Here is a 25,033-nt window from a genome sequence, read left to right as displayed (position 1 = left end):
ACCAGAACGATAAAAATAACGCACCATATTGGAACAATAATAATGTCTTTTGCTAAAATTTATACGCGAGGCTTGCTGGGCCTGCATGCGCCTTTAATTGAAGTCGAAGTTCATGTCAGTTCGGGTATGCCTTCACTCACTATAGTGGGGCTTCCCGAAGCAGCGGTACGTGAAAGTAAAGACCGGGTACGCTCTGCCATTTTGAATAGCGGCTTTCAATTTCCGACCAAACGTCTGACCATTAATCTGGCGCCAGCAGATCTACCGAAAGATGGATCACGTCTGGATTTACCGATTGCATTAGGCATTTTAGTGGCTTCAGGCCAGCTGCCTGAAGATTGTACTGAGCATCTGGAGTTTATTGGCGAGTTGGCCCTCGATGGTCAATTACGTCCTGTCAGCGGCACCTTAAGTATTGCCATTGCCTGTCAAAGTGAACAGCATCAACTGATTTTGCCTGGCCCCAATGCACAGGAAGCCTGTCAGCTCCCAGACTTTAAAGTCTTTGCAGCCAATCATTTAAAAGAAGTGTGTGAACATCTTTCCCAAGCGCAGCGCTTACCGCAAATAGAAGCCAGTCCACTCAATACAGACCATTTTTATAAGTTTGATCTGGCGGATGTAAAAGGACAATTACGACCACGGCGTGGCTTGGAAATTGCTGCGGCAGGTGGTCATTCCCTGCTGTTTCGAGGCCCACCCGGAACAGGCAAGACCTTGCTGGCTTCTCGATTGGCCAGTATTTTGCCGCCCTTAAAGACGCAGGAAAATCTGGAAGTGGCCAGTATTTATTCGGTGGCGAATGCCAATCACCCTTTTGGACAACGGCCGTTTCGAGCACCACACCATACTGCTTCTGCGGTGGCATTGGTCGGTGGCGGCTCACACCCCAAGCCAGGAGAAATTACCCTGGCACATTTAGGGGTTTTATTTCTGGACGAACTGCCTGAATTCGACCGCAAAGTGCTGGAGGTTCTACGTCAGCCTTTGGAAGCCAAGGAAATCGTCATTTCCCGGGCATCACGCCAAATTACCTTTCCGGCTAATTTCCAGTTGGTGGCTGCCATGAATCCATGTCCATGTGGGTATGCATTCAATCAAGATATCCGCTGCCAATGTTCACCCGAAAGTATTAAACGCTATCAGAACCGGATTTCAGGCCCGTTGCTGGATCGGATTGATTTGCATATTGATGTACCGCCATTACAAGCGCATGAATTACAGGACAATCGACCTACAGAAAACTCAGAAACGGTTAGACAACGCGTCATTGCAGCCTATGAAATTCAGATGCAACGGCAAAATACCTTGAATATGAGTTTGAGTCCAAAGCAGTTAGAGCAATATGCCGCATTAGATCAGTCTGCTCAGAATATGCTTGAAATGGCTCAGCAAAAACTGAATTTATCAGCGCGCGGCTATCATCGGGTCTTGCGTGTTGCACGCACCATTGCCGATTTAAATCAAAGTCCAGATATTCAAAGTCAGCATCTTTCGGAGGCCCTGTCTTATCGCGGGCAGCAGCAGATTTAGATCATTAAAAAAAGGCGACCTAAGGTCGCCTTTTTATCTAAAGAGGATTAGAAGCTATAACCGAGTCCAAATACGACTTTATTCTTTTGTTTTTCATCAAAACGATCATAACCACCCAAGATATAATTCATGCTTGCAGTTACACCTGTGTCACCAAGTGGCTTGCTTAAACCGATGTCAAAATGACGGAAACCAAAACTTTCTGTAGTTCCTTCAATAAAGTCACCTGATTTTTCATAAGCGTATAAGCCTAAAGCTGTATCCAAGCTGAAATCTTGTGGTAAAGCATAGCTATAAGTAGCTTTTAAATAGGTATCACCTGCATTGCCCCAAGTAGTATCTTCAAGAAGAGTTTGTGCTGTAACGCCCAAATCTTTATAGCTCATACCCAGTAACAGCTCAAATCCATCAGAATTGACATCAGATTCATAATAATAATAGTAGGTCGTACCGATCGTTAAACCTAAGTCATCATTGACTGCATGGCTATAGCCAGCATAGAAGTTATTTTCGAAAGCATCACGTCCTTCTTCAGACAAAGGGTAATCTAGCGTAGATCCCCACCAACCTGCATAGAAGCCAGACGCATGGTTATAATCAAGTCCACCTTGTAAGGTAGCGCCGCTATTTTCAGGAATGTTAGTAATACCACGCAAGTTATAGCTCGAAAGTACGCTGATATTTCCAGATACCGTATGTTCAGCAACAGGTTCTTCGGCAAAAGTAAAAGAAGATACAGCGCCCAATAAAGCAAGAGATAATACTTTTAATGTTAATTTCATTGTGTGGCTCCCCCAGATCGTCTGAGACGTTTTTATGATCATTGATTAAACTCAAGCTCAAAATTTGCAAGAGCTATGCCAATCTGGATAAAAGGAACCAAAATAATAAATCTAAAAAGACAAATAAAATTTAAATCATTGTTTTTAAATTAAAATTTAAATTATGAAAAACTAAATTATCTAGGCTTTCTCTTAAATAAATGTATTTAAGGGTATTTCTTCACTTTTTTAATAATTATACATAATCATTTACAATTTGCCCCATTTTGATTCTATTTTTAGAATGACTAAAATTTGTGCTAAAAAATAGTGCGTAATTTTTGATCAAATTTTTGCACATTCTAAAATAAACAAGCTGATCATGTTTATTTCACTACTTCAGAAATATCATTTATATCTTCCAATAGGATTATGTTTTTACTCACTTTTTACCGATAGGTCAGAAATTAATCATATCAAATCCTTGCTATTGTTTAATTTGAGTTAAAAAAATCTAAACTTTAGTGGAATATATCCAATAAAAAATGACATTTTTTCAGCAATTCTTATACAATTCCTAAAAAATTCCGATCAATTTGTATAAGGCTCTCTTCCCAATGCAAAATTCAAAAAAATTAACATTAGCAGTTTTGATTCAGGCTGCTTTGGTTTCTACCGCTTTCGCTAGCGAGCAAAGCGAATCGAAAGGTTTTGTAGAAGACGCAGAAGGTTCTGTACTTTTCCGTACCGGCTATTTGCACCGCGATAAAACAAACTATAACAACAATCAAACCGGTGCACGTGAAGTTGTTAATGATACAAGTTCAGCTGCTCAGACTGCGATCGTTAAATTAGACTCTGGTTTTACCAAAGGTGTAGTCGGCTTTGGTGCCGGTATTATCGGTGATGCATCTTTCAAATTGGGTGAAAATGCGCATGCCGGTAATGACATGATTCCTCAACATCCGGATGGTTCAGCTTATGATCATTGGGCACGTGGCGGCGCATATGTAAAAGCACGTGTTTCAAACACGACTGCTACTTATGGTACTCAGGTTTTAGACTTACCTGTACTTGCAAGCAATACTGCGCGTTTAGTACCTGAATACTTTACAGGTGTATTGGTTGAAAGTAATGAAATCGAAAACTTAAGCCTCGTTGCTGGTAAATTTACTGAAAACCAGCGTTCAAGCCAGATCAAATCTGATGGTAATGAATTGGAGCGCGCAGTAGTTTGGGGTGCAAAATACAAATTTAATGATGCAGTTAATGCTTCTTACTATGGTACAGACATTAAAGACCGCCTAGAGCGTCATTATGTTAATGCAAACTATAATTATGCATTGGCGAATGGTAGTACTTTAACTCATGACTTTAGTGGCTATCATACTGATTGGGATAAAAAGTCAGATGGTGGTGCATACACTTATTCGCATACCACAAATGATCTAAATAAGTTAAGCAACAATATTTGGGCAATTTCTACGACCTATAATAAAGGCCCACACAATGTCATGCTAGCTTACCAACAAAATACAGGTAATACAGGTTATGACTATGGTTTAGGTCAAGGTGTAGGTGATGGTCATCAAACCATTTATATGCCGAACTCATACCTGTCTGACTTCATTGGTAATGATGAAAAATCAGCACAGCTTCAATACACTTACGATTTCAGTGCAATGAATGTTCCTGGCCTATCTTGGACTTCTGCATTTGTATATGGTTGGGATATTGATGTTGCTAATCAAAATGATCGCTCTCAATTAATCACTGGTGATGCTCAAGAACGTGAATTCTTTAATCAGGTAAAATATACAGTTCAATCTGGTTTTGCTAAAGATACCAGCTTACGTGTACGTCACTCATACTACCGTGCGAGTGATGAATACCAATACGGAAACTACATTGGTGACACTAATGAATGGCGTATCTGGTTAGACATTCCTGTGAAATTATTCTAATTCACACGAATTTCAAGCCATAAAAAAACCTGCACATTGTGCAGGTTTTTTTTATTCCAGGCTTTAAAAAGTTAAAACCTGGACAACAAAAAGCAATTATTTATTTGCTTCTGCATAAGCAGCAATTGAGTCCAGTACTTCTTGTTTCGCAACATCAGCACCTTCCCAACCACTTAACTTAACCCATTTTCCTGGCTCTAAATCTTTGTAGTGCTGAAAGAAATGTTCGATCTGGCTGATCAACAATGGAGGAAGATCAGTATATTCCTGAACATCTTTGTAGATTGGGGTCAGTTTGTCATGTGGAACTGCAACCAGTTTCGCATCAACACCACCGTCATCTTCCATGTTCAATTTACCGACAGGACGACAACGAATGACTGAACCTGGCTCTACTGGATGAGGTGTTACAACCAGTACGTCTAATGGGTCACCATCAAGCGATAGTGTGTTTGGTACATAACCGTAGTTTGCTGGGTAGAACATTGCTGTACCCATGAAACGGTCTACAAATAACGCATCAGAATCTTTATCGATTTCGTATTTGATTGGTGCTGCATTTGCAGGAATTTCGATGATCACATAGATATCGTTTGGCGCATCTTTACCCGCTGGGATATTGCTGTAGCTCATAGCATCACTCTTTAACAAGTTATATCTTTTAAAAAACCGCGACAATTATAACGGTTTTTAAAGATTTTTTTGGATTTTAAAATATCGAACTGTAAATATGTCCGCAGACCTGATGACTTAAACCAACTTGATGATCAGCAGCAATAAAGCTACCGGACATAACATCGAGAGCAACCATACGATAGAGCGTAAAGTCGCCCAGTTGGCCAAATAGCAGATTCCGTACAACACACGAAAAACCAGATAAGCTACACCAAAAGTCATCACTACACTTTGCGGCACCACCATATATTCCGCCATTAGAATAGCAGCAATAAAGAGTGGCAAACTTTCAAAGCTATTCTGCTGGGCAGCATTCGCGCGACTGGCCAAGCCTGAAGACTTTTCTAAAAATGCCCGTGGGTTCTGATTGTCTTTGCTGCTGAAGCCTGCTGATTTTTTTGCAATCAATGTAAACACATAAGGCAAAAGACAAGCGGCCAAAATGAGATAAATAATCCCACTAATGCTGTGCATCTGTTTTTTCTCATGAAAATTTTATCTCTATCATAGCATGGCATTTCGTGAATAAATTTTGTTAAATAGAGTGCTTTTTATTACTTGTTAAGGATTCACTATGGTCGCGCCTGATCAAAATGAAATGTTCGATGTCCTCGAGAAACAACGCCAGCATCAACGTCAAGTGGATCGCGTATTAAAAATTGTCCTACCGATTGTGGCATTTCTGATGGCTGTCATTTGTGCCAATATGAATATCTGGTCACCAATCTTCACCTTTGCCATTTTATGGATTGCCTTTTATTTCGTCGGTATCAAGCGTATGCCTCTCTGGCACTGGCTGGTCGCGATTCTGGTGTATTGCTTGGTCGATAACATTCTAAGTTATGGCAGCTTTAATCAAACCGGATTTACTCGCCAGTTTGGCACCATGTTTATCTTCTTGGGAGTAGTTGGTGTAGGTCGTCCTTATTTTGATCGCTGGTTAATGAAAAAATAAAAAGTCCAAATCAAAAAAAGCGCCTGACGGCGCTTTTTTTTTCTTATAGGTATTAGGCTGTTTTACGTAAATCTTTACGCAGGATTTTACCTACGTTTGATTTTGGCAATTCATCCATAAACTCGACATAACGTGGACGTTTATAACCGGTCAGGTTTTCTTTAGCGAATGCTAAAACTTCTTCTGTGGTTAAAGACGGATCTTTTTTCACGACAAACAGTTTTGGCACTTCACCCGATTTTTCATCTGGCACACCAATCGCAGCCACTTCCAGTACTTTTGGATGAGTTGCTACAACTTCTTCAATTTCAGATGGATAGACGTTAAAACCAGACACTAAAATCATGTCTTTCTTACGGTCTACAATTTTCACATAACCACGTGAATCCATGACACCGATATCACCGGTACGGAAGAAGCCATTCACCATGACTTTTTCAGTTTCATCCGGACGGTTCCAATAGCCTTTCATGACCTGAGGACCACGGATTGAAATTTCACCTTGCTCACCCAGTGGAACTTCATTGCCTTCATCATCCAGAATAGCCACTTCAGTCAATGGTAATGGAATACCAATAGTGCCACTGAATTCTTCAGACGCAGGTGGGTTTGCTGTTGCCACCGGAGAAGTTTCAGACAAACCATAGCCTTCAACGATATTGGTTCCGGTAACTTTCTTCCATGCTGCTGCAGTAGAAGGAAGTACTGCCATACCGCCGCCCATCGCCATTTTCAGTTTACTATGATCAAGTTGCTTAAACTCTTCATTGTTTACCAGCGCATTGAACAGTGTATTCACTGCCGGGAAGAAAGTCGGTTGATATTTACGTAGTTCTTTCATCACCGCAGGTAAATCACGCGGGTTTGGAATCAGAACGTTCGCCTGACCTTTGTACATACCGTAAAGTGCGCATACCATGAATGCAAAGATATGATAAAGCGGCAAGGCACAGAAAATACGGTCATCTGGCTGACCATCTTGCGCACCAAATTTACTCTGGAAAATACCGTCACACTGCAGCATGTTCGCAACCAAATTACGATGTGTCAGTTCAGCGCCTTTAGATACACCCGTCGTACCCCCTGTGTACTGAAGAACTGCTGTATCGCTCAGGGTCAATTCAGGGCGTTTATAGTTACTTGGATTAACTTTAGATAACGCCGCATTAAATCTCACATGGCCTGGAATATCCCAAGCTGGAATTTGCTTGCGTACAGAACGCAATACAAAGTTCACCAGTGTGCCTTTCAAGGCACCCAGCATGTCACCGACAGAAGCGACCACGACATGTTTCACTGGTGTTTTACCAATAATCGCTTGATAAACAGAAGCAAAGTTCTCAATAATTACCAGTACTTCAGCGCCTGAGTCATTCAATTGATGCTCAAGTTCACGCGATGTGTAGAGTGGATTCACGTTGACCAATACCAAACCTGCGCGGAACACCCCAAGTGCCACGACTGGATACTGAAGAACGTTTGGCATCATCACTGCCACACGTGAACCTTTTGCCAACCCCAAGCTTTGTAGATAAGTTGCAAACTTGCGGCTCGCCTCTTCCAATTCATTGAAAGTCATTGCCTTATCCATAAAGATAAAGGCATCACGCGAGCCGAATTTTTGGAAATTACGCTCAAAAATATCTACTAGAGAAGTATTTTCTGCTGGTAATTCTACTGTTTCTGGAATCCCTGTTTTTTGGTATTCAGCAAACCAAATTTTTTCCATAATGGCCATCTCTCCAATCATAATCCTTAGTATTTCAACTGTTTTTTTCAATATCACACGCCATTTTTAGACTTGTATATGTGCGATATTGCATCCATCTTGTTGAATCGTTGTTCATATATAACGTATTTCGCAGGATGGATGCTAGTCTTATCTTTGAATCAACAGTTTATTTGCTTTTTGATATCCGCGTGGTAAAAGCTGTCCTTTTGCACCGCGCTTACCGATATATTTGCGCAAATCATCCCCTTTTAATTTTAACTGCTGTTGTCCTGCAAGCACTTGAATTATTTCATCAAGCTTCAATATTGTCATGGACAAAATTTGTTCATCACCTTCAAGTTGTATCAATTTATTTCCTTTACCTTTGTTCAGTACAGGTAATTCTGCTAAATCGACAATCAACAGGCGTCCTGCTGAACTGAGCAGTGCAACATGTGTGGCATCTTCGAGTGGCTGCAGGTTCATGACCTCTGCCCCTTCAGATAAATTCAGGAAAGCTTTCCCGGCTTTGGCACTGGTATCCAGCTGCTTGGCCTGGGTTTTAAAGCCATAGCCTTTGTTGCTTGCTGCTAGAATTTCAGTTTCATCCTCTGCCACCAGAACCTGTTTAAAACCTACCCCGCTGCCTGGAGACAGTTTTGAACTGAGTGGTTCGCCGAGACCACGCGCAGATGGCAGCGTGTTGATGGCCAAGGCATAGCTACGCCCAGTGTCATCTAATACATAAACGCGTTGATTGGATTTGCCCTGTGCATGACTCAAGTATTGATCACCAGCACGGAAATTCAGATTTTCTGCATCGACTTCATGACCTTTGGCACAGCGAATCCAGCCAGCTTCTGATAACACCACCGTTACCGGATCGGCCGGCAACATTTCAGTTTCATTAATTGCAGCAGCTTCGGCACGCTGTACGATTGGCGAACGGCGATCATCGCCGAATTTCTTGGCATCGTCTTTCAGCTCAGAAATGATCAAGCTTTTTAAAGATTCCGGATTGGCCAGTTGTTCACGAATCACTGCCGCTTTCGCTTCCAGTTCTTCCTGCTCACGGCGCATTTCCATTTCTTCAAGCTTGGCTAAATGACGCAATTTCAGTTCCAGAATCGCTTCAGCCTGAATTTCGTCAATATTAAAACGCTGCATCAGTACCGGCTTTGGCTGATCTTCCTCACGGATAATCTGAATCACTTCATCAATATTCAGATAGGCAATGATCAGACCGCCGAGAATATGTAGGCGTTTTTCGATCTTGTTCAGATGATATTGCAGACGGCGTGTTACCGTGGTTTTACGGATTTCAATCCATTCCAGTAAAATACGACGAATCGATTTCACCTGTGGACGGCCATCGGCACCAATCATGTTCATATTGACACGATAACTGGATTCCAGATCGGTGGTGGCAAACAAGTGACTCATCACCGATTCGGCATCAATACGATTCGAACGCAGGACAATCACTAAACGGGTTGGATTGGCATGATCCGATTCATCCCGTACATCGCTGACCAATGGCAGTTTTTTGGCCTGCATCTGATCGGCAATCTGGGTGATGATTTTGGAACCGGACACCTGATAAGGCAGTTCCGTGATGATAATTTCGTTTTTATCGACGCTATAAACCGCACGCATGCGATAACTGCCACGACCTGTGGTTTGAATTTTTAATAGTTCAGCAGGTGGGGTGATAATTTCGGCTTTGGTCGGCAAATCTGGCGCAGGAATATATTCTGCGATTTTTTCATCGGTCAGGCTCGGATTACGAATTAGCGCAATCGTCCCTTTGACCACTTCACGCAGGTTATGCGGTGGAATGTCTGTGGCCATACCGACAGCAATACCAGTGGTGCCATTCAGCAAGATGTTCGGTACACGTGCCGGCAAGTTCACCGGTTCTTTCATCGAACCGTCAAAGTTGTCCTGCCATTCACAGGTGCCCTGTCCCAGTTCAGACAGTAATAGTTCACTGTACTGGGAAAGCTTGGCTTCGGTATAACGCATCGCTGCGAAAGACTTTGGATCATCTGGTGAACCCCAGTTGCCCTGCCCTTCAATAAACGGGTAACGATAACTAAAGGGCTGTGCCATCAGCACCATGGCTTCATAACAGGCCGAGTCACCATGCGGATGGTATTTACCCAGTACGTCACCGACCGTACGTGCCGATTTCTTCGGTTTGCTGGTCCATTTCAGGCCCAGTTCACTCATGGCATAGACAATCCGGCGCTGTACCGGTTTCAGGCCATCGCTAATATGAGGGAGTGCCCGATCCATAATCACGTACATGGCGTAATTCAGATAAGCTTGTTCGGTAAATTCTGCTACGGAGCGGTTTTCTGTCGCATGATGCGCAAGGCTTGTCATAACAACCTATAGTCCTAAATAATTCGTTTTTGTATCAATGTTTCTTATGCTAAGTCGTGGCTGTAGATGACACAAGGGCATCAAATCGTTCAGCGCGACAATTTGTGTCTTATGGCCTAAAAATATCCACTTTATAGGCCCTAAGCAACTAAAAAATCATTCTGTTTATAAGCCCATCGATTCCAAGGTCTTGCCCTTGGTTTCTTCACCCAGGACCAGAATCACAATCGCGACAGCCACCAGAACTGCCGTAAACATGGTAAAGACATAGCTGAAACCATTGGGCATGCCCATCAGATGGGTTACGGCAAAAGGTGCCGCGATACCGCCAATCCGGCCTACTGCGCCAGCCCAGCCTGAACCAAAGGCACGGATATTGGTCGGATATTGTTCCGGGGTATAAGTATAGAGTACGCCCCAGGCACCGAGATTAAAGAAGGACATCAGACAGCCCCAAATCACGATTTCAGTAACACTACCCGACTGGCCAAAGAAATAGGCAGAAATCGCGCACATGCCAATAAAGCCGGCCAAAGTCGGCTTACGACCGAGTTTTTCGACCAGCCATGCCGCCACAAGATAACCGGGCAGCTGCGCCAGAATCATAATCAGCACATATTCAAATGACTGTACGATGCTATAGCCTTCTTTGACCAGTAAGCTTGGCAACCAGGTAAAAATGCCATAATAGGAGAAAATAATACCGAACCAGATCAGCCAGAGCATGAGCGTACGGCGCGCAAAGATACCCGACCATAGCTGGGAAAATGAAATATGCTGCTTCTCTGCAACTGGTTTCACTTCAAAGATTTCATAAACTTGAACGCCACATTTCGCTTCAATCTTTTTCACCAGTGCCGAGGCTTCTTCTATACGGCCACGGTTAATCAGGAATGGAATAGATTCCGGCACCATTTTCCAGATCACGATGGCATACAGCGCAGGCAGGCCACCAATCATAAAAGCGGTTTGCCAACCAAAATCTGGAATAACAAAGCGCGATACCAGCGCCGCGACCAGCCAGCCCAATCCCCAGAAACTTTCCAGCAAGACAATAAAACGGCCACGTACACGCGCAGGAATATATTCACTGACCAGCGTTACGGCCACGGGTAACTGACCACCCAAGCCTAAACCAACGATAAAACGAAACACTAATAGCCAGGTCAAATTTGGTGCAAAAGCGCAGGCCGCCGTAGCCAAGCTATAAATGACCAGGGTCGCAGCAAAGACTGTTTTACGGCCAAAACGGTCTGCCAGGCCACCTGAACAAATCGCCCCGATCGCCATGCCGACAAAACCGATCGACACCACCCAGCTTTTTTGATCGGCAGTCATCTGCCAGTCTTCAGCCATTTTTGCCAGGATAAAGGAAATCAATCCGGTATCCATCGCATCAAACATCCAGCCCAGTCCAATCACCACCAGCAAGGTGTAGTGAAACCTACCAATCGGTAAGCGTTGTATGCGAGAAACTAAATCCATAACAAAAATCTCTGATCAGGTGGAACGGGAGATGCTGCTTTCTCAACAGGTGGGCTGCTTTATATTTTTTATACTACGAATTGAGTTGAATGCGGCTATTTTTATTGCCGCACTTCATACATTTAAAAATTAAGATTCGTCTTTGGAAGATGCCGAGTGCTCATCATCATCTTTATAAATGAATTTTGGCATTTCCAGACCAAAATAGATGGCGATCAGACGTAAGCTAAAACCAAAGATCAGGGTAGACAGAATGGTCAGATCCTGCGACAAGCCGTAGTGACTACAGAGCCAGTAAAAGATCACTGAAACAAAGGCAATACTGGCATACAGTTCACGGCGGAACACCAGCGGTACGTCATTACATAAAATATCACGCAAAATCCCGCCAGACACACCGGTCAAGACACCCGCAACGGCGCTGACCACAAAACCATGTCCCATTTCCAGGGCAATCTGACAGCCAATAATGGTAAAGCCAATGAGCCCCAAGGCATCCAGTACCAGGAAGACATTACGTAACTGTCGCATCCATTTGGCAATCAGGATGGTGACGAAGGCGGCGCAACAGGTCAGCACCAGATATTCGGGATGTTTGACCCAAGTCAAGGGATAATGTCCGAGCAGAACATCACGGACCGAACCACCGCCCAGTGCCGTGACACAGGCAATAATCATCACGCCAAACCAGTCCATGCTGCGCCGGCCAGCGGACAGTGCCCCGGTCATGGCTTCAGCGGTAATTGCAATAATATAGATGACGGTCAGTAACATCGCCCTGCTTCCACCTGAGGCTATGAGATGGCGGCTATTCTAAGCTAAATCTGTGTGAAAGTTATAAGAATCCGGCACAACATTGCTTAAATTTTTTCCCCGAACCACAAATGCAGGCCTGTTTCATGGTGATGTTATGGTCTGTAGTCGGATCCAGAAAATACCAGCGACCTTCAAACTTCACAAAATGCGAAGCTTCATGATGCACCTGTGCCTGCTTGCCATCATGATAATGTGCCTTAAACTCGACCAAGGCATGATTTTTATCTAGTTTTTCATTGGCTTGAACAATTTCAAGCTTTAACCATTGATTGGCTTTACTCCATTCACTAATTGCCTGCAGGTCCAGCGCTTGTTGCTGACCCAGCGCAGTCGTGGTTTTGATGTAATCGATTTCATGCTTGGCGAAGGCACTGTAACGGGAACGCATGAGTTGCTGTGCAGTCTCTGCGACCTTTTGCCCTACATGCAGTGGCTGACAACAACTGTGATATTCGCCTTGTCCACATGGACATGCTTCTGACATTTCAGTTCCATAAAAATAGCCCGACAATGCGGGCTATTTTAGCAAACTTTACAGGCCAAACATTGGCTAGAATCTAGTCCTGTGCAGGAAGCTGCGGAATGATATGCACTTTATCGATCTTATGACCGTCCATCGTCACGACCTCAAAGATATGCCCATCTGCTTCAAACTTTTCACCGCTATGTGGTAAACGTGCCATATGGAACAATACATAACCAGATAAAGTCGAATATTCTTCGGTTTCATTGACCAGATCACGATCCAGCAGCAAGGAAACATGACGAATATCGGTGGAACCATCCAGAATCAGGCTGCCATCTTCCAGGCTTTCCGCGGCGGCTTGCAACTCATCTTCATCCGGGAATTCACCGGCAATTGCTTCAAGAATATCAATTGGGGTGGCAATCCCTTCAATTGAACCATATTCATTCAGGACAATTACCATCTGCAATGGAGCCTGACGCAACTGTTCCATCACCATCAAGACCTGGGCATTTTCATGCACAATCACCGGTTCACGTAAGTGCTTTTCAAAATCCAGCACCCCGGTTTCAATGTATTCGTTGAGGACTTTATGGGTCAGTACCACACCGGCAATATTATCCAGTTCACCCCGGGCGATAATCAGACGCGAGTGGCTCATCTGCAATAACTGTTCTTTGATACTGTCAGCGTCATTGTCCAGATCAATCCATTCCAGTTCAGGACGTGGCGTCATTACCGACTTGACCGGACGTTCAGACAGACCCAGTACCCCCTGCACCATGACACTATGATAGATGCCATTGTCATCATTAAAGACTTCATCGGCAAAGGCACGTGTCGCCAGAACATCTTCCGGCTCAGAAGAATCATTGTCCTGAGCAGGTTTGCCGCCGAGCATGCGCATCACTGCTGAAGCAGTACGGTAGCGCATGTCGGTGGTGGTCACCATTTTTTCCTGATTGCGTTTCATGGTCTGGTTAATAAATTCGACAATCACCGAGAAGCCAATTGCAGCATACAGGTAACCTTTCGGAATATGGAAACCGAAGCCTTCGACCACCAGCGAGAAGCCGATCATCATCAGGAAGCCCAGACACAGAATCACCACGGTCGGATGTCTGTTGACGAAATCCATCAGAGCTTTGGATGCCCAGAGCATAATCCCGATGGCAATAATCACGGCAATCATCATAACTGACAGGTCTTTGACCATGCCAACCGCAGTAATCACGCTGTCCAATGAGAAAACGGCATCCAGCACCACGATCTGCACAATCACCATCCAGAATACCGCATGGACCGGATTTTCTTCTTTGATGACGGGTTTGGCTTCCAGACGCTCATGCAGTTCCATGGTGCCTTTAAACAGCAGGAACACCCCACCAAACAATAGAATCAGATCGCGGCCCGAGAAAGCATGATCAAAGATGTGGAATAGTGGATCAGTGAGGGTCACTACCCAGGCAATCGAGGCCAGTAAGATCAAACGCATCAGCAGGGCCAGCATCAAGCCGACAATCCGCGCCGTATTACGTTGTTCTGGTGGCAGTTTCTCCGCCAAAATAGCAATGAAAACCAGATTGTCGATCCCGAGTACAATCTCAAGAACAATCAACGTGAGTAAACCGACCCAGGCTGAAGGGTCTGACATCCATTCAAAGATCATACGCTTGGCTCCTGAAGCTCAGGACTGCAGCATGGAATCACCTGACGCTGTGACACAGCAAAACAGAATTTTTTATATTGAATAAGATCAATTATTTGGCGTAGATTTATAAAGTTAAACGGCCAACTACCACTACCCATCGTCGTTCTATTGTTGTGAAACCAATTTTCAGTATATCAAGATCAATTTGAAATTCACCTGTTTTCATAGCTGTTTATCGATGAATTTTGCTGAGCCCTATTGCAGTGAAAATGTAGCCGCACACAGAATTGTCATATTTATTAATTAAGCTATAGTCACAAGAAAGAAAAATGATAAGGTGAAGAAAATAAATGCAAAGCGTAATTCAAATGACAGATTATTTTAAAGAAAACTCCCCAAAAACAACACGCCCTCTAGTGGCTCTCTATTGTGGTTCACGTGCAGGCAACAAACCGGTTTATTTAGAAAAAGCCATTCATCTCTCGCAAGGACTGGCAGAACATGGTTTCGGGCTGGTTTACGGTGGCGCCAGTATTGGCTTGATGGGACAGGTCGCGGATGCCATGATCCAGCATGGCGGTGAAGCTGTAGGGGTGATTCCTGAATTTATGCTGGATTATGAAATTGCCCATAACCAGCTCACCGAATTACATGTGGTGACCAGCATGCATCAACGTAAAGCCATGATGGCCGAGCGGGCCTGTGCCTTTGTGGCCTTGCCAGGTGGACTCGGCACGTTTGAAGAAATTTTGGAAATTGCCACCTGGGGCCAGTTGAACCAGCATCAAAAACCGATGATGTTGTATAATGTGAATGGCTTCTATGATGCCTTGATTGCACAGCTGGACCGTGCGGTCGAAGATGGTTTTTTACCGCCACAGCATCGCGCCAAACTGATCATTTGCGAACACGAAGAAGAAATTTATACAACTTTAACTAATTTAGGCCATCCGCAAAGATTTGTGGTTTAAACCATTCCAATTAAGAAAAAAGCGAGCACCTGGCTCGCTTTTTTATTGGATTTTTAATATCAGGACTTATTGACCATAATTCGTCACAAACTCATAAAACATCGGCAAAGTTGTTGCCAGAATGACCGACATGGCCAGACCGAACATCAGTTTCATGGCATCTGCACTGACATTACGTGAAGTACGATGTTTGTTGACTTCATCCAGAATCATTGACATGGCAAATTCACGACCTGCGAGTAAGCCCAGGAATACCCAGGTGGTACTCATTGGAATGTTGCTCCACTCTTTAAAAACTAACAGGATAATGGCATACATGAAGTCGATAATCGTTGCAGCACGAATGTCGGTCACACCGGTTTTGGTGTCGACAATGTTCTGGATCGCCCCGCCACGTTGATACAGAATCACACCCAGCAAGACCACGAATACCATAATCGCAAACATCAGGAATTCAAACGGCACCTGACGTGGCACATACACGAAGATGTTAGCCAGATCCTGAATCAGCCATTGACTCCACAGGAAACCGGTAGAAACCCACTGCAAGCCCATCCAGACCTTGGAGTGTTCCTGATGACGTGTCTTGGCAAAATGGCGTGCCAGCTGCTTGACCACAAAACGATAGATGACAATCGCCACCACAAAGGCCACCGCATAGCCCATCATCGATTTGACCATCATCGAGCCTAAGCTGGCAGGAGAGAAAATCGTAAGCACCAGGAAGGTGGTACTGACTGGAATCCCGTATTTGGTCAGTATTAACAGGAGAATTGGCGGCACAATATACAGCCAGGTAATGCCACCTTCAGGGAAAGGAATCGTTTCTAAACGACCGTATGAGGCATCACCCACCCCAGATGCATACCAACCATAGACCAATACGACAATTAAAATTGAGCTGATATAAATCCACAACACCCACCATGGGCGATGTGAATTCGAAGAAATAAATGTCCCTAGGGTTTGAGGTACATCATTTCCGACAATAGAGTAAGCGGCCAAACAGAAGCCGATCACCATCAAAATCTCGATTGTCATAAAAACAAACCTATACGCGAGGAGATTTCAGCACTGCTGAAAAGTTGGCCCAAGATTATGACGGTTTTATTTCATTTTAATGACAAGACTGTCATATATACGGTCACCTTACAAAAAAGAGCACCTAAGTGCCCTGAATCTAAAAGCTTTTGGTTACTTGAGATTTACTTGATAAATCGTGGTGCTGCCACTGACTTCATGGCCGACCATCAAGAGTGGTTTCTTATTCGGGGAGTCTTTGGCGGGGATAAATACCAAACCTTCCGGTCCTAAATCACCAGCTTGTCCCATTTCAATCTGCGCTGTAGTCGCTTTAAAATCACGTGAATTAATATATTGCACAAAGACTGGTGATGCAGGTGTAGACACATCATATACCATGATGCCACCGACACGCTCCAGCCCAATAAAGGCAAAGGTTTTTTGACCAATCTGCCCCAAGGTCACCCCTTCAGGTTCCGGCCCTTTATTGTCACTGCGATTATCCAGTCCGGCTTCTTCATGATTAAAGTTGAAAATCTCAGGATGATGTTTGGCAATATACTGCTCAAACTGATCGCCCGAATCCCATACCAGTTCTAAACCGGTCTGCTGATCATTTTCCACCCAGATACTGACCGAGCGTGTACCAAAGCTATATAAATGATCATAGACCAGATTGCCCCGTTCATTCAGTTTGGCTGTACCATCGGCATTTTTTTGATAGCCTTCGGTCCACGTAATATTTAAACGGCCCAACAGATGATCTTCACGGCAGTCTTTGGCATCCCCTACAATAGCACCGCAATACGCAAAATTATTCGGGTTCAATTCTGCACCAGCGGCCAATACCCGAAGATGAGCTGGTAAATCATCACCCAGACGGCGGTCAAAGCCTTTAGCATGCACCAAGTGTTTCACCCGCCATTCTTCTACAAAGCCTTGGCTGGTATCGTTATTGAAATATGCAGGATTGTTTTTACCCCAGGCACGGGCATCGCCTTCATTGGCAGACACAATATAGGTTTTACCCGCGACCTCGAAACTTGCAATCGCATCTGGCATATATAAGCCACGGACATTGGCCCAAGTTTGAATATCGATTTTGCCTTTACCCTCGACACCATCCGCATCGCTGACATCCATACCATGACCCTTCATGCCATGATCTTTAAAGCCAAATGGATAAACAGCGAGTACCTTGGCAGAAGCCACATCAATTTTGGCCAAGGCATTGTTTTCTTGTAAGGCAACCCAGGCGGTTTTTCCATCTTTTGAAACAGTGATGTACTCAGGTTCAAAATCCTGAGCTGCGCTGGCCTTTGGTCCGAAAATGCGGATGCCCTGTTCACGCAATGCTGCTTCCCGTCCATTCAAGGCCTTAAAGTCTGCTGTACGAACGATCGGGGCTTTTAAATTGGCCAGACTAATGACAGACACTGAACCTTCTGGATCGACCTGATAATCATCAGAAGGCTCGCCTTCATTGGCCACCAGCAAGCTTTGACCATCCGGTGTGAAAGTCAGCATATCCGGCAAGGCACCCACCTGTACGTGGGCCAGCTTGCTCAGGTCTTTGGCCTGATATAAAGCCACATAGCCAGGGTCTGTTTTCACAGCAGCCTGAATTGCAATGGCGACGATGCCATTGTGTACCGCGACACTGTTGACCTCAGCCTCTGGCGCAATGTCATCGACCGTGATAGAACTTATTTTTTTCGGCTGATCAGGTCGACTTAAATCCAGTACATCTAATACGCCTTCTTTGGCATTGACCACGAATAGGCGTTGACTCTCGGCATCAAAGGCCGGAATTTCTGCTGCACTTTGCGCAAACACACCCGATTCATAAGCAGCTAATTTGCTTAACTCGATCGAGTTCGGTGTAGCCTCAACGATTGGAACCGGCGTTTCATTTTCATTCTCAGTTCCACATGCCACCATCCCCACAGCCAGCATGGCCACTATCAATGACTTTAATTTTAATTTCATTTTTTTGTTGATCTATCATGAAGAATTCGTGACCAATTTATAACCAGAGCATTGCAGTGCCATGACAGATCGGTTGCAGTTCCTTGACACAACACCGCATAAAAGTTGAAACGCTTTATATACGACAGACTCGGCTGATTCCTTTAAACTATTCAAAATTTTCAGTTTTCCAGAATTATGAATGCCACGCCTACGCATCAAGCCTTAGATCCCGAGTTTAGATTGTTGGTCTTGTTGGTCTCGATTGGCTTTTTCATGCAGGGGCTGGATACCACCATTATTAATACCGCCTTACCTGCAATTGCCCAAAATTTGCAGGAAGATCCGCTACGCATGCACAGTGTGGTCGTGGCTTATGTGCTGTCTGTGGCGGCCTGCATTCCCTTAAGTGGCTGGCTGGCAGACCGGTTCGGGGTCAGAAATACCTATTTTGCTGCGATTATTATTTTCTCTTTGGCCTCTTTGGGCTGTGCCTGGTCAAGTAGCCTGAATGAATTATTGGTGTACCGGATCTTTCAAGGGATCGGTGGTGCATTATTGCTGCCGGTCGGCCGGTTGGCGATGCTAAAGATCATTCCCCGTACCCAGTTTCTGGCCGCTATGAGCCTGATGAGTCTGGCCGGCCTGATTGGTCCTTTAATTGGGCCGACCCTAGGTGGCTGGATGGTCGAATATCTGTCCTGGCATTGGATTTTCCTGATCAATTTGCCGATTGGCTTGCTGGGCGCACTGATTACCTTTAAGGCCATGCCGAATGTACTTGAACCCACAGTCGCCCGTTTTGATTATTGGGGCTTTATCTTGCTGGTCGTGGCGATGGTGGGTCTCTGTCTCGGAATTGAAAATTTTGCCAGTCCACAAAACTCGCTGTGGTGGAGCCTGAGCCTGATTCTGGCCGGTTTATTGGCCACCCTGATTTATGCCTATCATTCGCATACCCATAGCAACGCCCTGTTTCGCAGCCGGCTGTTTAAAAATAAAATTTATGCGATTGGTATTTTGGGTAATTTCTTTGCCCGTCTCGGCGGTAACTCGATTCCGTTTTTACTGCCGCTGATGTTGCAGGTGGCTTTCGGTTTCGAACCTTTTATTACCGGTTTATTGATGATTCCGACTGTGCTTGGTTCGCTGGCCTCCAAACCGATTATCCGCAACATCATTCAGCGTTTTGGCTACCGTCGGGTCTTGCTGGTCAATACCTTACTGGTAGGTCTATGTATTGCCAGTTTTGCCCTGACCACGGCGGAAACCCCAATCTGGCTCCGTGCGATTCATTTCTTTATCTTCGGCATTTTAAATTCACTGCAATTCGTGTCGATGAATACCCTGACCTTAAAGGACTTAAGCCAGCAGGATGCCAGTAGCGGCAACAGTTTCCTGTCGATGATCATGATGCTGTCAATGAGTATCGGGGTGGCACTGGCAGGAACACTGGTGAACATGCTGAGTGCCTATTACGGCGCTGACAATCTGGTGGCTGCTTTTCATGTATCACTGATCTGTTTAGGCTGCATCAATATTATTGCGGCCTATATTTTCTGGCATATTCCTAAAAATACCCCGGTTTGATGCGCTATATTCACTTTGGGCTGATTGTAAGTTTTAGGCTAAATCACATATAGGCAAGGACTGAAAATGCAAAAAAATCAGGCTCCGAACAGAGTTCATAAATCGCTCTTGATTGGGCTGGGCATACTGATCACTGTGATCACGATCGCCATGGTCTATCTCTGCCTGATGAAAGCACCGTCTGCCCATGCAGCCGATTATCCTATTCAGGGTTTTGATGTATCGCATCATCAAAAAGAGATTCAGTGGCAGCAGATTTCGCCTGAAAAATACCGTTTTGTTTATCTGAAAGCCACTGAAGGCGGCGACTTTAAAGATACCCGTTTTCAGGAAAATTGGTTGAAAGCACGTGAACGCGGCTTTTTGGTCGGTGCCTATCATTTTTACCGGCTCTGCCGCGATGGCAGCATTCAAGCCCAGAATTTTATTGACTCCGTACCCAATAAACCGGATGCCTTACCGCCAGTAATTGATCTTGAATATGACAGCAAATGCATCAATACCTATTCTAAAGAGCAGCTTTTAAACGAAATTCAGGTGATGCACGATGCCCTGAAAAAGCATTATGGCAAGCAGCCGATTTTCTATATTTCTAAAGCTTTTTATAATATTGTACTGGCAGGACACTTTCCTAACGTACCACTCTGGGTACGTGAATACAAAGGTCTGCCTGATTTAAAAGATCAGCCTAAATGGACGTTTTGGCAACATACCAGTCAGGGGAAAATTCCCGGTATTACCACACCGGTAGACCTGAATGTTTTTTATGGCTCAGAACAGCAATGGCTGGATTTTCTCAAAAAGAATGCGATTGTAGTACCTTCATCTGAGAATAAAGCGAAATAAAGCTGATCGCCTGAAAACAAGTTCTTTATAAAAACAACAAGGAAATAAAAAGATTGAAATGGATAAAAGGCATTTTACTCGGTCTGGTGATTCTACTCCTACTCATCGCGGGTATGCTGGCTTATCTGTTGCAAGCTTCGGGCAAGGTTAGTGACTTTAAAGCGTGGCAGCCGCAAACCGGTATATCCGTTCACGGGCTTACAGTCAATTTTTTTGGTGTGTCCACCCTGTTACTCGATGATGGCCACGATCAGATCCTGATCGATGGTTTCTTTAGCCGGCCATCTTTGCGGCAAGTAATTACTCGACCTATTCAAAGTGACAGGCTACTCCTTGAACAACTGGTGCAACGCCATGAATTGAGCCGAACCCAAGCCATTCTGGTCAGTCATTCTCATTATGATCATGTTCTGGATGTCCCGGCCTTACTGGAGATGCTTCCCAAAACTGCTCTCGTCGGTTCGCCTAGCACCCTGAATATCGCCCGGGCAAATCCCAAAGTTACTCCACAGCAATTACAGTCAGTTAAACCTTGGCAACTACAGCACTGGGGGCATTTCCAGATCACTGCAATTCCCTCACAACATACCCCACCCACAGCGCTAAATGATGATTTAGGCGAAGAGCTGCTGCAGCCTTTCACCCTTCCGGCCAAATTTTCCGAATTTAAGGAAGGTGGCAGTTTCGATTACCTGATTGAGCATGCAGGACATAAAATTCTGATCAAGGCCAGTACCGGATTTATTCCAGAGCAATTACAACAGCTGGAAGTCGACACCCTGTTTTTAGGCATTGCTCAGCTTTCCAGACAATCTGCTGCCTATCAGCAGCAATATCTGGCTGAAACCCTGAACCTGCTCAAGCCCAAAATGGTGGTTCCGGTGCATTGGGATGATTTTTTTCAGCCTTTAAACCAGCCGCTGCAATTTCTACCCCGTCTGGCCGATGACACTCCAAAAAGTTTGAATCTTCTGATTCAGGCCGCCGAGACACAAGGGACAAAAGTCGTTCTGCTCAGCGAACCGCAGCCCTATTTACTCAACGCAGCCGTCGCTTCCCAATCCGATTAAAGCCCCTTAAGATAGCGAACATGCGCAAAATTATTCATATTGATATGGATGCGTTTTATGCCTCGGTTGAGCTGCGTGAACGTCCAGAATTGAAAGACTTACCTGTGGTGATAGCCTCGCATCATCCTCGGGCGGTGGTCGCGGCTGCCTCCTACCCGGCACGAGTTTATGGCCTGCGATCTGCCATGTCCATGGGGCAGGCGCGCAAACTATGTCCTCAAGTTATCGTGATTGAGCCAGATTTTGCCAAATACCGGCAGGTATCGGCACAGATTCATCAGATCTTCCAACAATATACTTCCCTGATTGAACCACTGTCTCTGGATGAAGCCTTTCTGGATGTCACGGAGAATTTACAGCAGATTCCCAGTGCCACCGAAGTCGCCATGCGGATTCGCGAGGATATTTTTCAAGCGACCGGACTGACTGCTTCTGCCGGTGTGGCACCCAATAAATTTCTCGCTAAAATTGCTTCGGACTGGCACAAACCGAATGGCATCTGTGTAATTAAACCTTCGCAGGTACAGCGTTTTATCCAGGATCTGCCGCTGAAAAAAATTCCCGGCGTGGGAAAAGTCACTCAGGAAAAACTGAAAAGTCTGAATCTAGAAACTTTAGGCGATTTACAGCAAATTGATGAAGCCTTACTGATTCAGCAATTTGGCAAATATGGACGGCGGCTATTTTTGTATGCTCAAGGCATTGATGAGCGGCCGGTCGAAGTGGAACGGGAACGTCAGCAAATTTCCAAAGAAACCACTTTTGATGATGACCTACATCTAAACCAATGTCGCCCCTATTGGGAACCTTTACTTGGACAGGTATGGCAAAGCCTGCAAAAGAAACAGCTTTCGGCTCGCGGCGTTACGGTCAAATTAAAACTCAAGAATTTTCAGGTGATGCAACACAGTAAAAGTTTTAAACAGGTGCTGCGTAGTCCACAGGAATTAGCCCAAGCCTTGGACTTACTGCTCGATGAGCTGCATATTGCCCCGCAGATGCAATTCCGGCTGATCGGCGTCGGCGTGTATCAGCTCAGCGTCCCCGAGACTGAAACCCAGTTATTGCTGCTCTAAACCTTTTTTGATCACGTTTTAGGCATTGGTTTAAAAATACGGCAACTTTGTTTTTACATTTTGATTTTTTAGAGTACTCTATCTGCGCAATGCATTATCCATGTATGTGCTGAGATGCTGAAAATCACCTTTACTTTCAGCATGCTGTCCTGTGATTAGCGTGACGATCAAATCCGAATATTACAGGGCAACTCTGATGTAACTCATGGAATCCCCTCCTGCATGTCTTCTGTAAATTCTTCTATTGTTCAAGAACAACGCGCACGTAAAGCTGCGCTATCTAGTTTTGTTGGTGCTGTTGTCGATTGGTATGATTTTCTCCTTTACGGCATTGTTGCAGCCTTAATTTTTAAAGATCAGTTTTTCCCTAGTATTGGCGAGAACATGGGCACCCTGGCAGCACTAGCCACCTTTGGGGTCGGCTTCCTGTTTCGTCCTTTAGGCGGTGTGGTATTTGGTCACTTTGGTGACAAGCTCGGCCGCAAAAAAATGCTGGTACTCACGGTAATCCTGATGGGAATTTCCACGGTCGGGATTGGTCTACTGCCAAATTTCGAGGCAATTGGCTGGTGGGCTCCGGTGCTGTTGGTGTTTTGTCGAGCCTTGCAAGGCTTTGCTGTCGGTGGTGAATGGGGCGGCGCAGCTCTGATGGCAGTTGAAAATGCACCCAAGGGTAAAAAAGCCTTTTATAGCAGTGGCGTTCAGGTCGGCTATGGTGTTGGCTTGGTATTGGCCACCGGTGCAGTGTCGATTATTATTGCGACACTGGGTGAAGAAGCCTTTGCCGAGTGGGCATGGCGTATTCCCTTTCTGGCCAGCATCGTACTGTTAGCTGTGGCGATGTGGATTCGCCGTGATCAGGATGAATCTCAGGAATTTGTAGAAAAGGTGGTCAAAGCAGACCATCATCCAGAAAAGCTGCCAATCTTGCAAGCCATCAGCAAACATCCAAAAGCTTTCTTCTATATCATTGCCTTACGTCTGACTGAATTGCTGACCATGTATCTGGTCACCAACTTTGCCCTGAACTATTCCACCAGCAACCTAGGCATGGACAAACAGTTCTTCCTGAATATCACGCTGATGGTCGGGGTAATTAGCTGTTTCAGTATTCCATTTTTTGGTTGGCTGGCGGATAAATTCAATCATCAGAAAATGTGTGTCTGGGGCGGTTTGATTGGTGCGCTTTCAGCCTTTCCATTTTTTATGGCGCTCGATGCACAAAACACCTGGATGATCATTGTCGGGGCAATTTTACTGGCGAACGTCGCACACGATATGGTGGTCAGTGTCCATCAACCGATTTTCACCTCCCTGTTTGGCACAGAATACCGCTACAGCGGTGCCGGAGTTGGCTATCAGGTGGCGAGCATCATTGGGGGTGGTTTTACCCCATTTATTGCAGCGGCACTGGTGATTTGGGCGGATGGTTCATGGCATTATGTAGCCATCTATCTGGCGGTGGGTTGTCTGCTGACTGCACTGGTCGCAGCCCTGATGCCCAAAACTCAGGATGAACAACATGACAGTTGAACGTTTACATGTATCGAAACGCTTTTCGGAAATTGCCATTGCCGGTAATCTGGTACATCTTGCCGGCCAGCTGGCCACAGATGTCGAACTGGATATTAAAGGGCAAACCCAACAGACTTTAGATATTATTGACCAGTTTCTGGCAGATGCCGGTACAGACAAAAGTCACATCATGTCGGTAACTATCTATTTGAAAGATATTGAAAAGGATTATGCAGCCTTCAATGAAGTCTGGGATGCCTGGGTCGCTGATATCGAAGCGCTGCCTCGTACCTGTGTAGAAGCAAAACTCTATGATCCACGGGTATTGGTCGAACTGACTGTCGTGGCGGTTAAACCGGAATAATGTTTCAAGATCGATATTCATAAAAAAAGCATGCTTCTGGCATGCTTTTTTGTTTTAACCGACTGCTTTAATTTTACTGTAAGCGTCCGCTGAACACACCTTATGAATTCGTCCTATAAGCCTTAATTTAGTCCCCACTTAAAAACAAGTGGGGACTAAAATTTATGACTACAAATCACCAGACATCCATCGCATCTCTTGCGAA

21 protein-coding genes are annotated in these 25,033 nt (G+C 44.9%); 10 read left to right on the top strand and 11 right to left on the bottom strand.

All coding sequences use genetic code 11. The features are described 5' to 3' along the window. The first annotated feature begins 42 nt into the window (after positions 1-42). Positions 43-1,533: a YifB family Mg chelatase-like AAA ATPase gene (locus AC1P5O_RS00560; RefSeq protein ID WP_348942227.1), complete on the top strand. Its 1,491-nt coding sequence runs from the start codon at positions 43-45 to the stop codon at positions 1,531-1,533. A 47-nt stretch (positions 1,534-1,580) separates the two neighbouring features. Here the strand turns inward: AC1P5O_RS00560 and AC1P5O_RS00555 are convergent, their stop codons facing one another. Further along, entirely contained in the window at positions 1,581-2,315 is a 735-nt protein-coding gene (locus AC1P5O_RS00555) for a TorF family putative porin (RefSeq protein ID WP_004732532.1), read from the bottom strand. 596 nt (positions 2,316-2,911) lie between these two features. Here AC1P5O_RS00555 and AC1P5O_RS00550 point away from each other — a divergent pair. Further along, complete coding sequence (locus tag AC1P5O_RS00550; protein ID WP_005249655.1) at positions 2,912-4,258, top strand: OprD family outer membrane porin; 1,347 nt, start codon at positions 2,912-2,914, stop codon at positions 4,256-4,258. A gap of 96 nt (positions 4,259-4,354) precedes the next feature. Here AC1P5O_RS00550 and ppa read toward each other — a convergent pair whose 3' ends face one another. Together ppa and AC1P5O_RS00540 are read right to left on the bottom strand one after the other, a co-directional pair. Next, positions 4,355-4,891, bottom strand: a complete 537-nt coding sequence (gene ppa / locus AC1P5O_RS00545; protein WP_004281037.1) for an inorganic diphosphatase — start codon at positions 4,889-4,891, stop codon at positions 4,355-4,357. A gap of 117 nt (positions 4,892-5,008) precedes the next feature. After that, positions 5,009-5,407, bottom strand: a complete 399-nt coding sequence (locus AC1P5O_RS00540; protein WP_005249654.1) for an MAPEG family protein — start codon at positions 5,405-5,407, stop codon at positions 5,009-5,011. Between the two features lie 100 nt (positions 5,408-5,507). Between AC1P5O_RS00540 and AC1P5O_RS00535 the strand changes: the two genes are divergently transcribed. Further along, positions 5,508-5,888: a hypothetical protein gene (locus tag AC1P5O_RS00535; protein ID WP_005108436.1), complete on the top strand. Its 381-nt coding sequence runs from the start codon at positions 5,508-5,510 to the stop codon at positions 5,886-5,888. Between the two features lie 52 nt (positions 5,889-5,940). Here AC1P5O_RS00535 and AC1P5O_RS00530 read toward each other — a convergent pair whose 3' ends face one another. From AC1P5O_RS00530 to AC1P5O_RS00505, 6 genes are all read right to left on the bottom strand, one after another. Then, complete coding sequence (locus tag AC1P5O_RS00530) at positions 5,941-7,617, bottom strand: long-chain-fatty-acid--CoA ligase (RefSeq protein WP_004644897.1); 1,677 nt, start codon at positions 7,615-7,617, stop codon at positions 5,941-5,943. 150 nt (positions 7,618-7,767) lie between these two features. Then, positions 7,768-9,987: a DNA topoisomerase IV subunit A gene (gene parC, locus AC1P5O_RS00525; protein WP_121979729.1), complete on the bottom strand. Its 2,220-nt coding sequence runs from the start codon at positions 9,985-9,987 to the stop codon at positions 7,768-7,770. A 165-nt stretch (positions 9,988-10,152) separates the two neighbouring features. Beyond that, the gene (gene niaP / locus AC1P5O_RS00520; RefSeq protein ID WP_121979728.1) at positions 10,153-11,472 is read right to left on the bottom strand and encodes a niacin transporter NiaP; all 1,320 of its coding nucleotides are present in this window, start codon (positions 11,470-11,472) and stop codon (positions 10,153-10,155) included. Positions 11,473-11,601: 129 nt separating this feature from the next. Then, positions 11,602-12,246, bottom strand: coding sequence for a trimeric intracellular cation channel family protein (locus AC1P5O_RS00515; RefSeq protein WP_004644893.1), 645 nt, complete (start codon positions 12,244-12,246; stop codon positions 11,602-11,604). Between the two features lie 61 nt (positions 12,247-12,307). Further along, complete coding sequence (locus AC1P5O_RS00510) at positions 12,308-12,772, bottom strand: YchJ family protein (protein ID WP_005263978.1); 465 nt, start codon at positions 12,770-12,772, stop codon at positions 12,308-12,310. 73 nt (positions 12,773-12,845) lie between these two features. After that, positions 12,846-14,423 (bottom strand): TerC family protein, encoded by a 1,578-nt coding sequence (locus tag AC1P5O_RS00505; protein ID WP_121979727.1) that lies wholly within the window; start codon positions 14,421-14,423, stop codon positions 12,846-12,848. Between the two features lie 332 nt (positions 14,424-14,755). On the opposite strand from AC1P5O_RS00505, the gene AC1P5O_RS00500 reads away from it, so the two are divergent. Continuing rightward, positions 14,756-15,376, top strand: coding sequence for an LOG family protein (locus AC1P5O_RS00500; protein WP_004281026.1), 621 nt, complete (start codon positions 14,756-14,758; stop codon positions 15,374-15,376). A gap of 66 nt (positions 15,377-15,442) precedes the next feature. Here AC1P5O_RS00500 and AC1P5O_RS00495 read toward each other — a convergent pair whose 3' ends face one another. After that, positions 15,443-16,417: a hypothetical protein gene (locus AC1P5O_RS00495; protein WP_121979726.1), complete on the bottom strand. Its 975-nt coding sequence runs from the start codon at positions 16,415-16,417 to the stop codon at positions 15,443-15,445. Positions 16,418-16,570: 153 nt separating this feature from the next. Then, the gene (locus AC1P5O_RS00490; protein WP_121979725.1) at positions 16,571-18,388 is read right to left on the bottom strand and encodes a choice-of-anchor I family protein; all 1,818 of its coding nucleotides are present in this window, start codon (positions 18,386-18,388) and stop codon (positions 16,571-16,573) included. A gap of 177 nt (positions 18,389-18,565) precedes the next feature. Between AC1P5O_RS00490 and mdtD the strand changes: the two genes are divergently transcribed. The 6 genes from mdtD (at position 18,566) to AC1P5O_RS00460 (ending at position 24,828) form a co-directional block, all read left to right on the top strand. After that, the gene (gene mdtD / locus AC1P5O_RS00485; RefSeq protein ID WP_086044350.1) at positions 18,566-19,957 is read left to right on the top strand and encodes a multidrug transporter subunit MdtD; all 1,392 of its coding nucleotides are present in this window, start codon (positions 18,566-18,568) and stop codon (positions 19,955-19,957) included. A gap of 66 nt (positions 19,958-20,023) precedes the next feature. Then, positions 20,024-20,803: a glycoside hydrolase family 25 protein gene (locus AC1P5O_RS00480; protein WP_004644887.1), complete on the top strand. Its 780-nt coding sequence runs from the start codon at positions 20,024-20,026 to the stop codon at positions 20,801-20,803. Positions 20,804-20,856: 53 nt separating this feature from the next. Then, positions 20,857-21,873, top strand: a complete 1,017-nt coding sequence (locus AC1P5O_RS00475; RefSeq protein ID WP_121979724.1) for an MBL fold metallo-hydrolase — start codon at positions 20,857-20,859, stop codon at positions 21,871-21,873. Between the two features lie 20 nt (positions 21,874-21,893). Beyond that, complete coding sequence (gene dinB / locus AC1P5O_RS00470) at positions 21,894-22,949, top strand: DNA polymerase IV (RefSeq protein ID WP_121979723.1); 1,056 nt, start codon at positions 21,894-21,896, stop codon at positions 22,947-22,949. A 222-nt stretch (positions 22,950-23,171) separates the two neighbouring features. Continuing rightward, the gene (shiA, locus tag AC1P5O_RS00465; RefSeq protein WP_121979722.1) at positions 23,172-24,482 is read left to right on the top strand and encodes a shikimate transporter; all 1,311 of its coding nucleotides are present in this window, start codon (positions 23,172-23,174) and stop codon (positions 24,480-24,482) included. Next, positions 24,472-24,828, top strand: a complete 357-nt coding sequence (locus tag AC1P5O_RS00460; protein ID WP_005101539.1) for a RidA family protein — start codon at positions 24,472-24,474, stop codon at positions 24,826-24,828. Before shiA ends, AC1P5O_RS00460 begins: the two co-directional genes overlap by 11 nt. Positions 24,829-25,033 lie beyond the last annotated feature (205 nt).

The organism is Prolinoborus fasciculus (assembly GCF_056724605.1).
This window is presented reverse-complemented; position numbering and strand designations above follow the sequence as displayed.

What these genes read in the sequence shown, in the direction of transcription:
- niaP (WP_121979728.1), bottom strand. Translation starts at nt 11,472, where the DNA reads ATGGATTTAGTTTCTCGCATACAACGCTTACCGATTGGTAGGTTTCAC.
- AC1P5O_RS00505 (WP_121979727.1), bottom strand. Translation starts at nt 14,423, where the DNA reads ATGATCTTTGAATGGATGTCAGACCCTTCAGCCTGGGTCGGTTTACTC.
- AC1P5O_RS00560 (WP_348942227.1), top strand. Translation starts at nt 43, where the DNA reads ATGTCTTTTGCTAAAATTTATACGCGAGGCTTGCTGGGCCTGCATGCG.
- AC1P5O_RS00495 (WP_121979726.1), bottom strand. Translation starts at nt 16,417, where the DNA reads ATGACAATCGAGATTTTGATGGTGATCGGCTTCTGTTTGGCCGCTTAC.
- AC1P5O_RS00460 (WP_005101539.1), top strand. Translation starts at nt 24,472, where the DNA reads ATGACAGTTGAACGTTTACATGTATCGAAACGCTTTTCGGAAATTGCC.
- parC (WP_121979729.1), bottom strand. Translation starts at nt 9,987, where the DNA reads ATGACAAGCCTTGCGCATCATGCGACAGAAAACCGCTCCGTAGCAGAA.
- AC1P5O_RS00530 (WP_004644897.1), bottom strand. Translation starts at nt 7,617, where the DNA reads ATGGAAAAAATTTGGTTTGCTGAATACCAAAAAACAGGGATTCCAGAA.
- AC1P5O_RS00510 (WP_005263978.1), bottom strand. Translation starts at nt 12,772, where the DNA reads ATGTCAGAAGCATGTCCATGTGGACAAGGCGAATATCACAGTTGTTGT.
- shiA (WP_121979722.1), top strand. Translation starts at nt 23,172, where the DNA reads ATGTCTTCTGTAAATTCTTCTATTGTTCAAGAACAACGCGCACGTAAA.
- AC1P5O_RS00540 (WP_005249654.1), bottom strand. Translation starts at nt 5,407, where the DNA reads ATGCACAGCATTAGTGGGATTATTTATCTCATTTTGGCCGCTTGTCTT.
- AC1P5O_RS00555 (WP_004732532.1), bottom strand. Translation starts at nt 2,315, where the DNA reads ATGAAATTAACATTAAAAGTATTATCTCTTGCTTTATTGGGCGCTGTA.
- AC1P5O_RS00550 (WP_005249655.1), top strand. Translation starts at nt 2,912, where the DNA reads ATGCAAAATTCAAAAAAATTAACATTAGCAGTTTTGATTCAGGCTGCT.
- AC1P5O_RS00535 (WP_005108436.1), top strand. Translation starts at nt 5,508, where the DNA reads ATGGTCGCGCCTGATCAAAATGAAATGTTCGATGTCCTCGAGAAACAA.
- AC1P5O_RS00480 (WP_004644887.1), top strand. Translation starts at nt 20,024, where the DNA reads ATGCAAAAAAATCAGGCTCCGAACAGAGTTCATAAATCGCTCTTGATT.
- AC1P5O_RS00500 (WP_004281026.1), top strand. Translation starts at nt 14,756, where the DNA reads ATGCAAAGCGTAATTCAAATGACAGATTATTTTAAAGAAAACTCCCCA.
- mdtD (WP_086044350.1), top strand. Translation starts at nt 18,566, where the DNA reads ATGAATGCCACGCCTACGCATCAAGCCTTAGATCCCGAGTTTAGATTG.
- AC1P5O_RS00515 (WP_004644893.1), bottom strand. Translation starts at nt 12,246, where the DNA reads ATGTTACTGACCGTCATCTATATTATTGCAATTACCGCTGAAGCCATG.
- dinB (WP_121979723.1), top strand. Translation starts at nt 21,894, where the DNA reads ATGCGCAAAATTATTCATATTGATATGGATGCGTTTTATGCCTCGGTT.
- ppa (WP_004281037.1), bottom strand. Translation starts at nt 4,891, where the DNA reads ATGAGCTACAGCAATATCCCAGCGGGTAAAGATGCGCCAAACGATATC.
- AC1P5O_RS00490 (WP_121979725.1), bottom strand. Translation starts at nt 18,388, where the DNA reads ATGAAATTAAAATTAAAGTCATTGATAGTGGCCATGCTGGCTGTGGGG.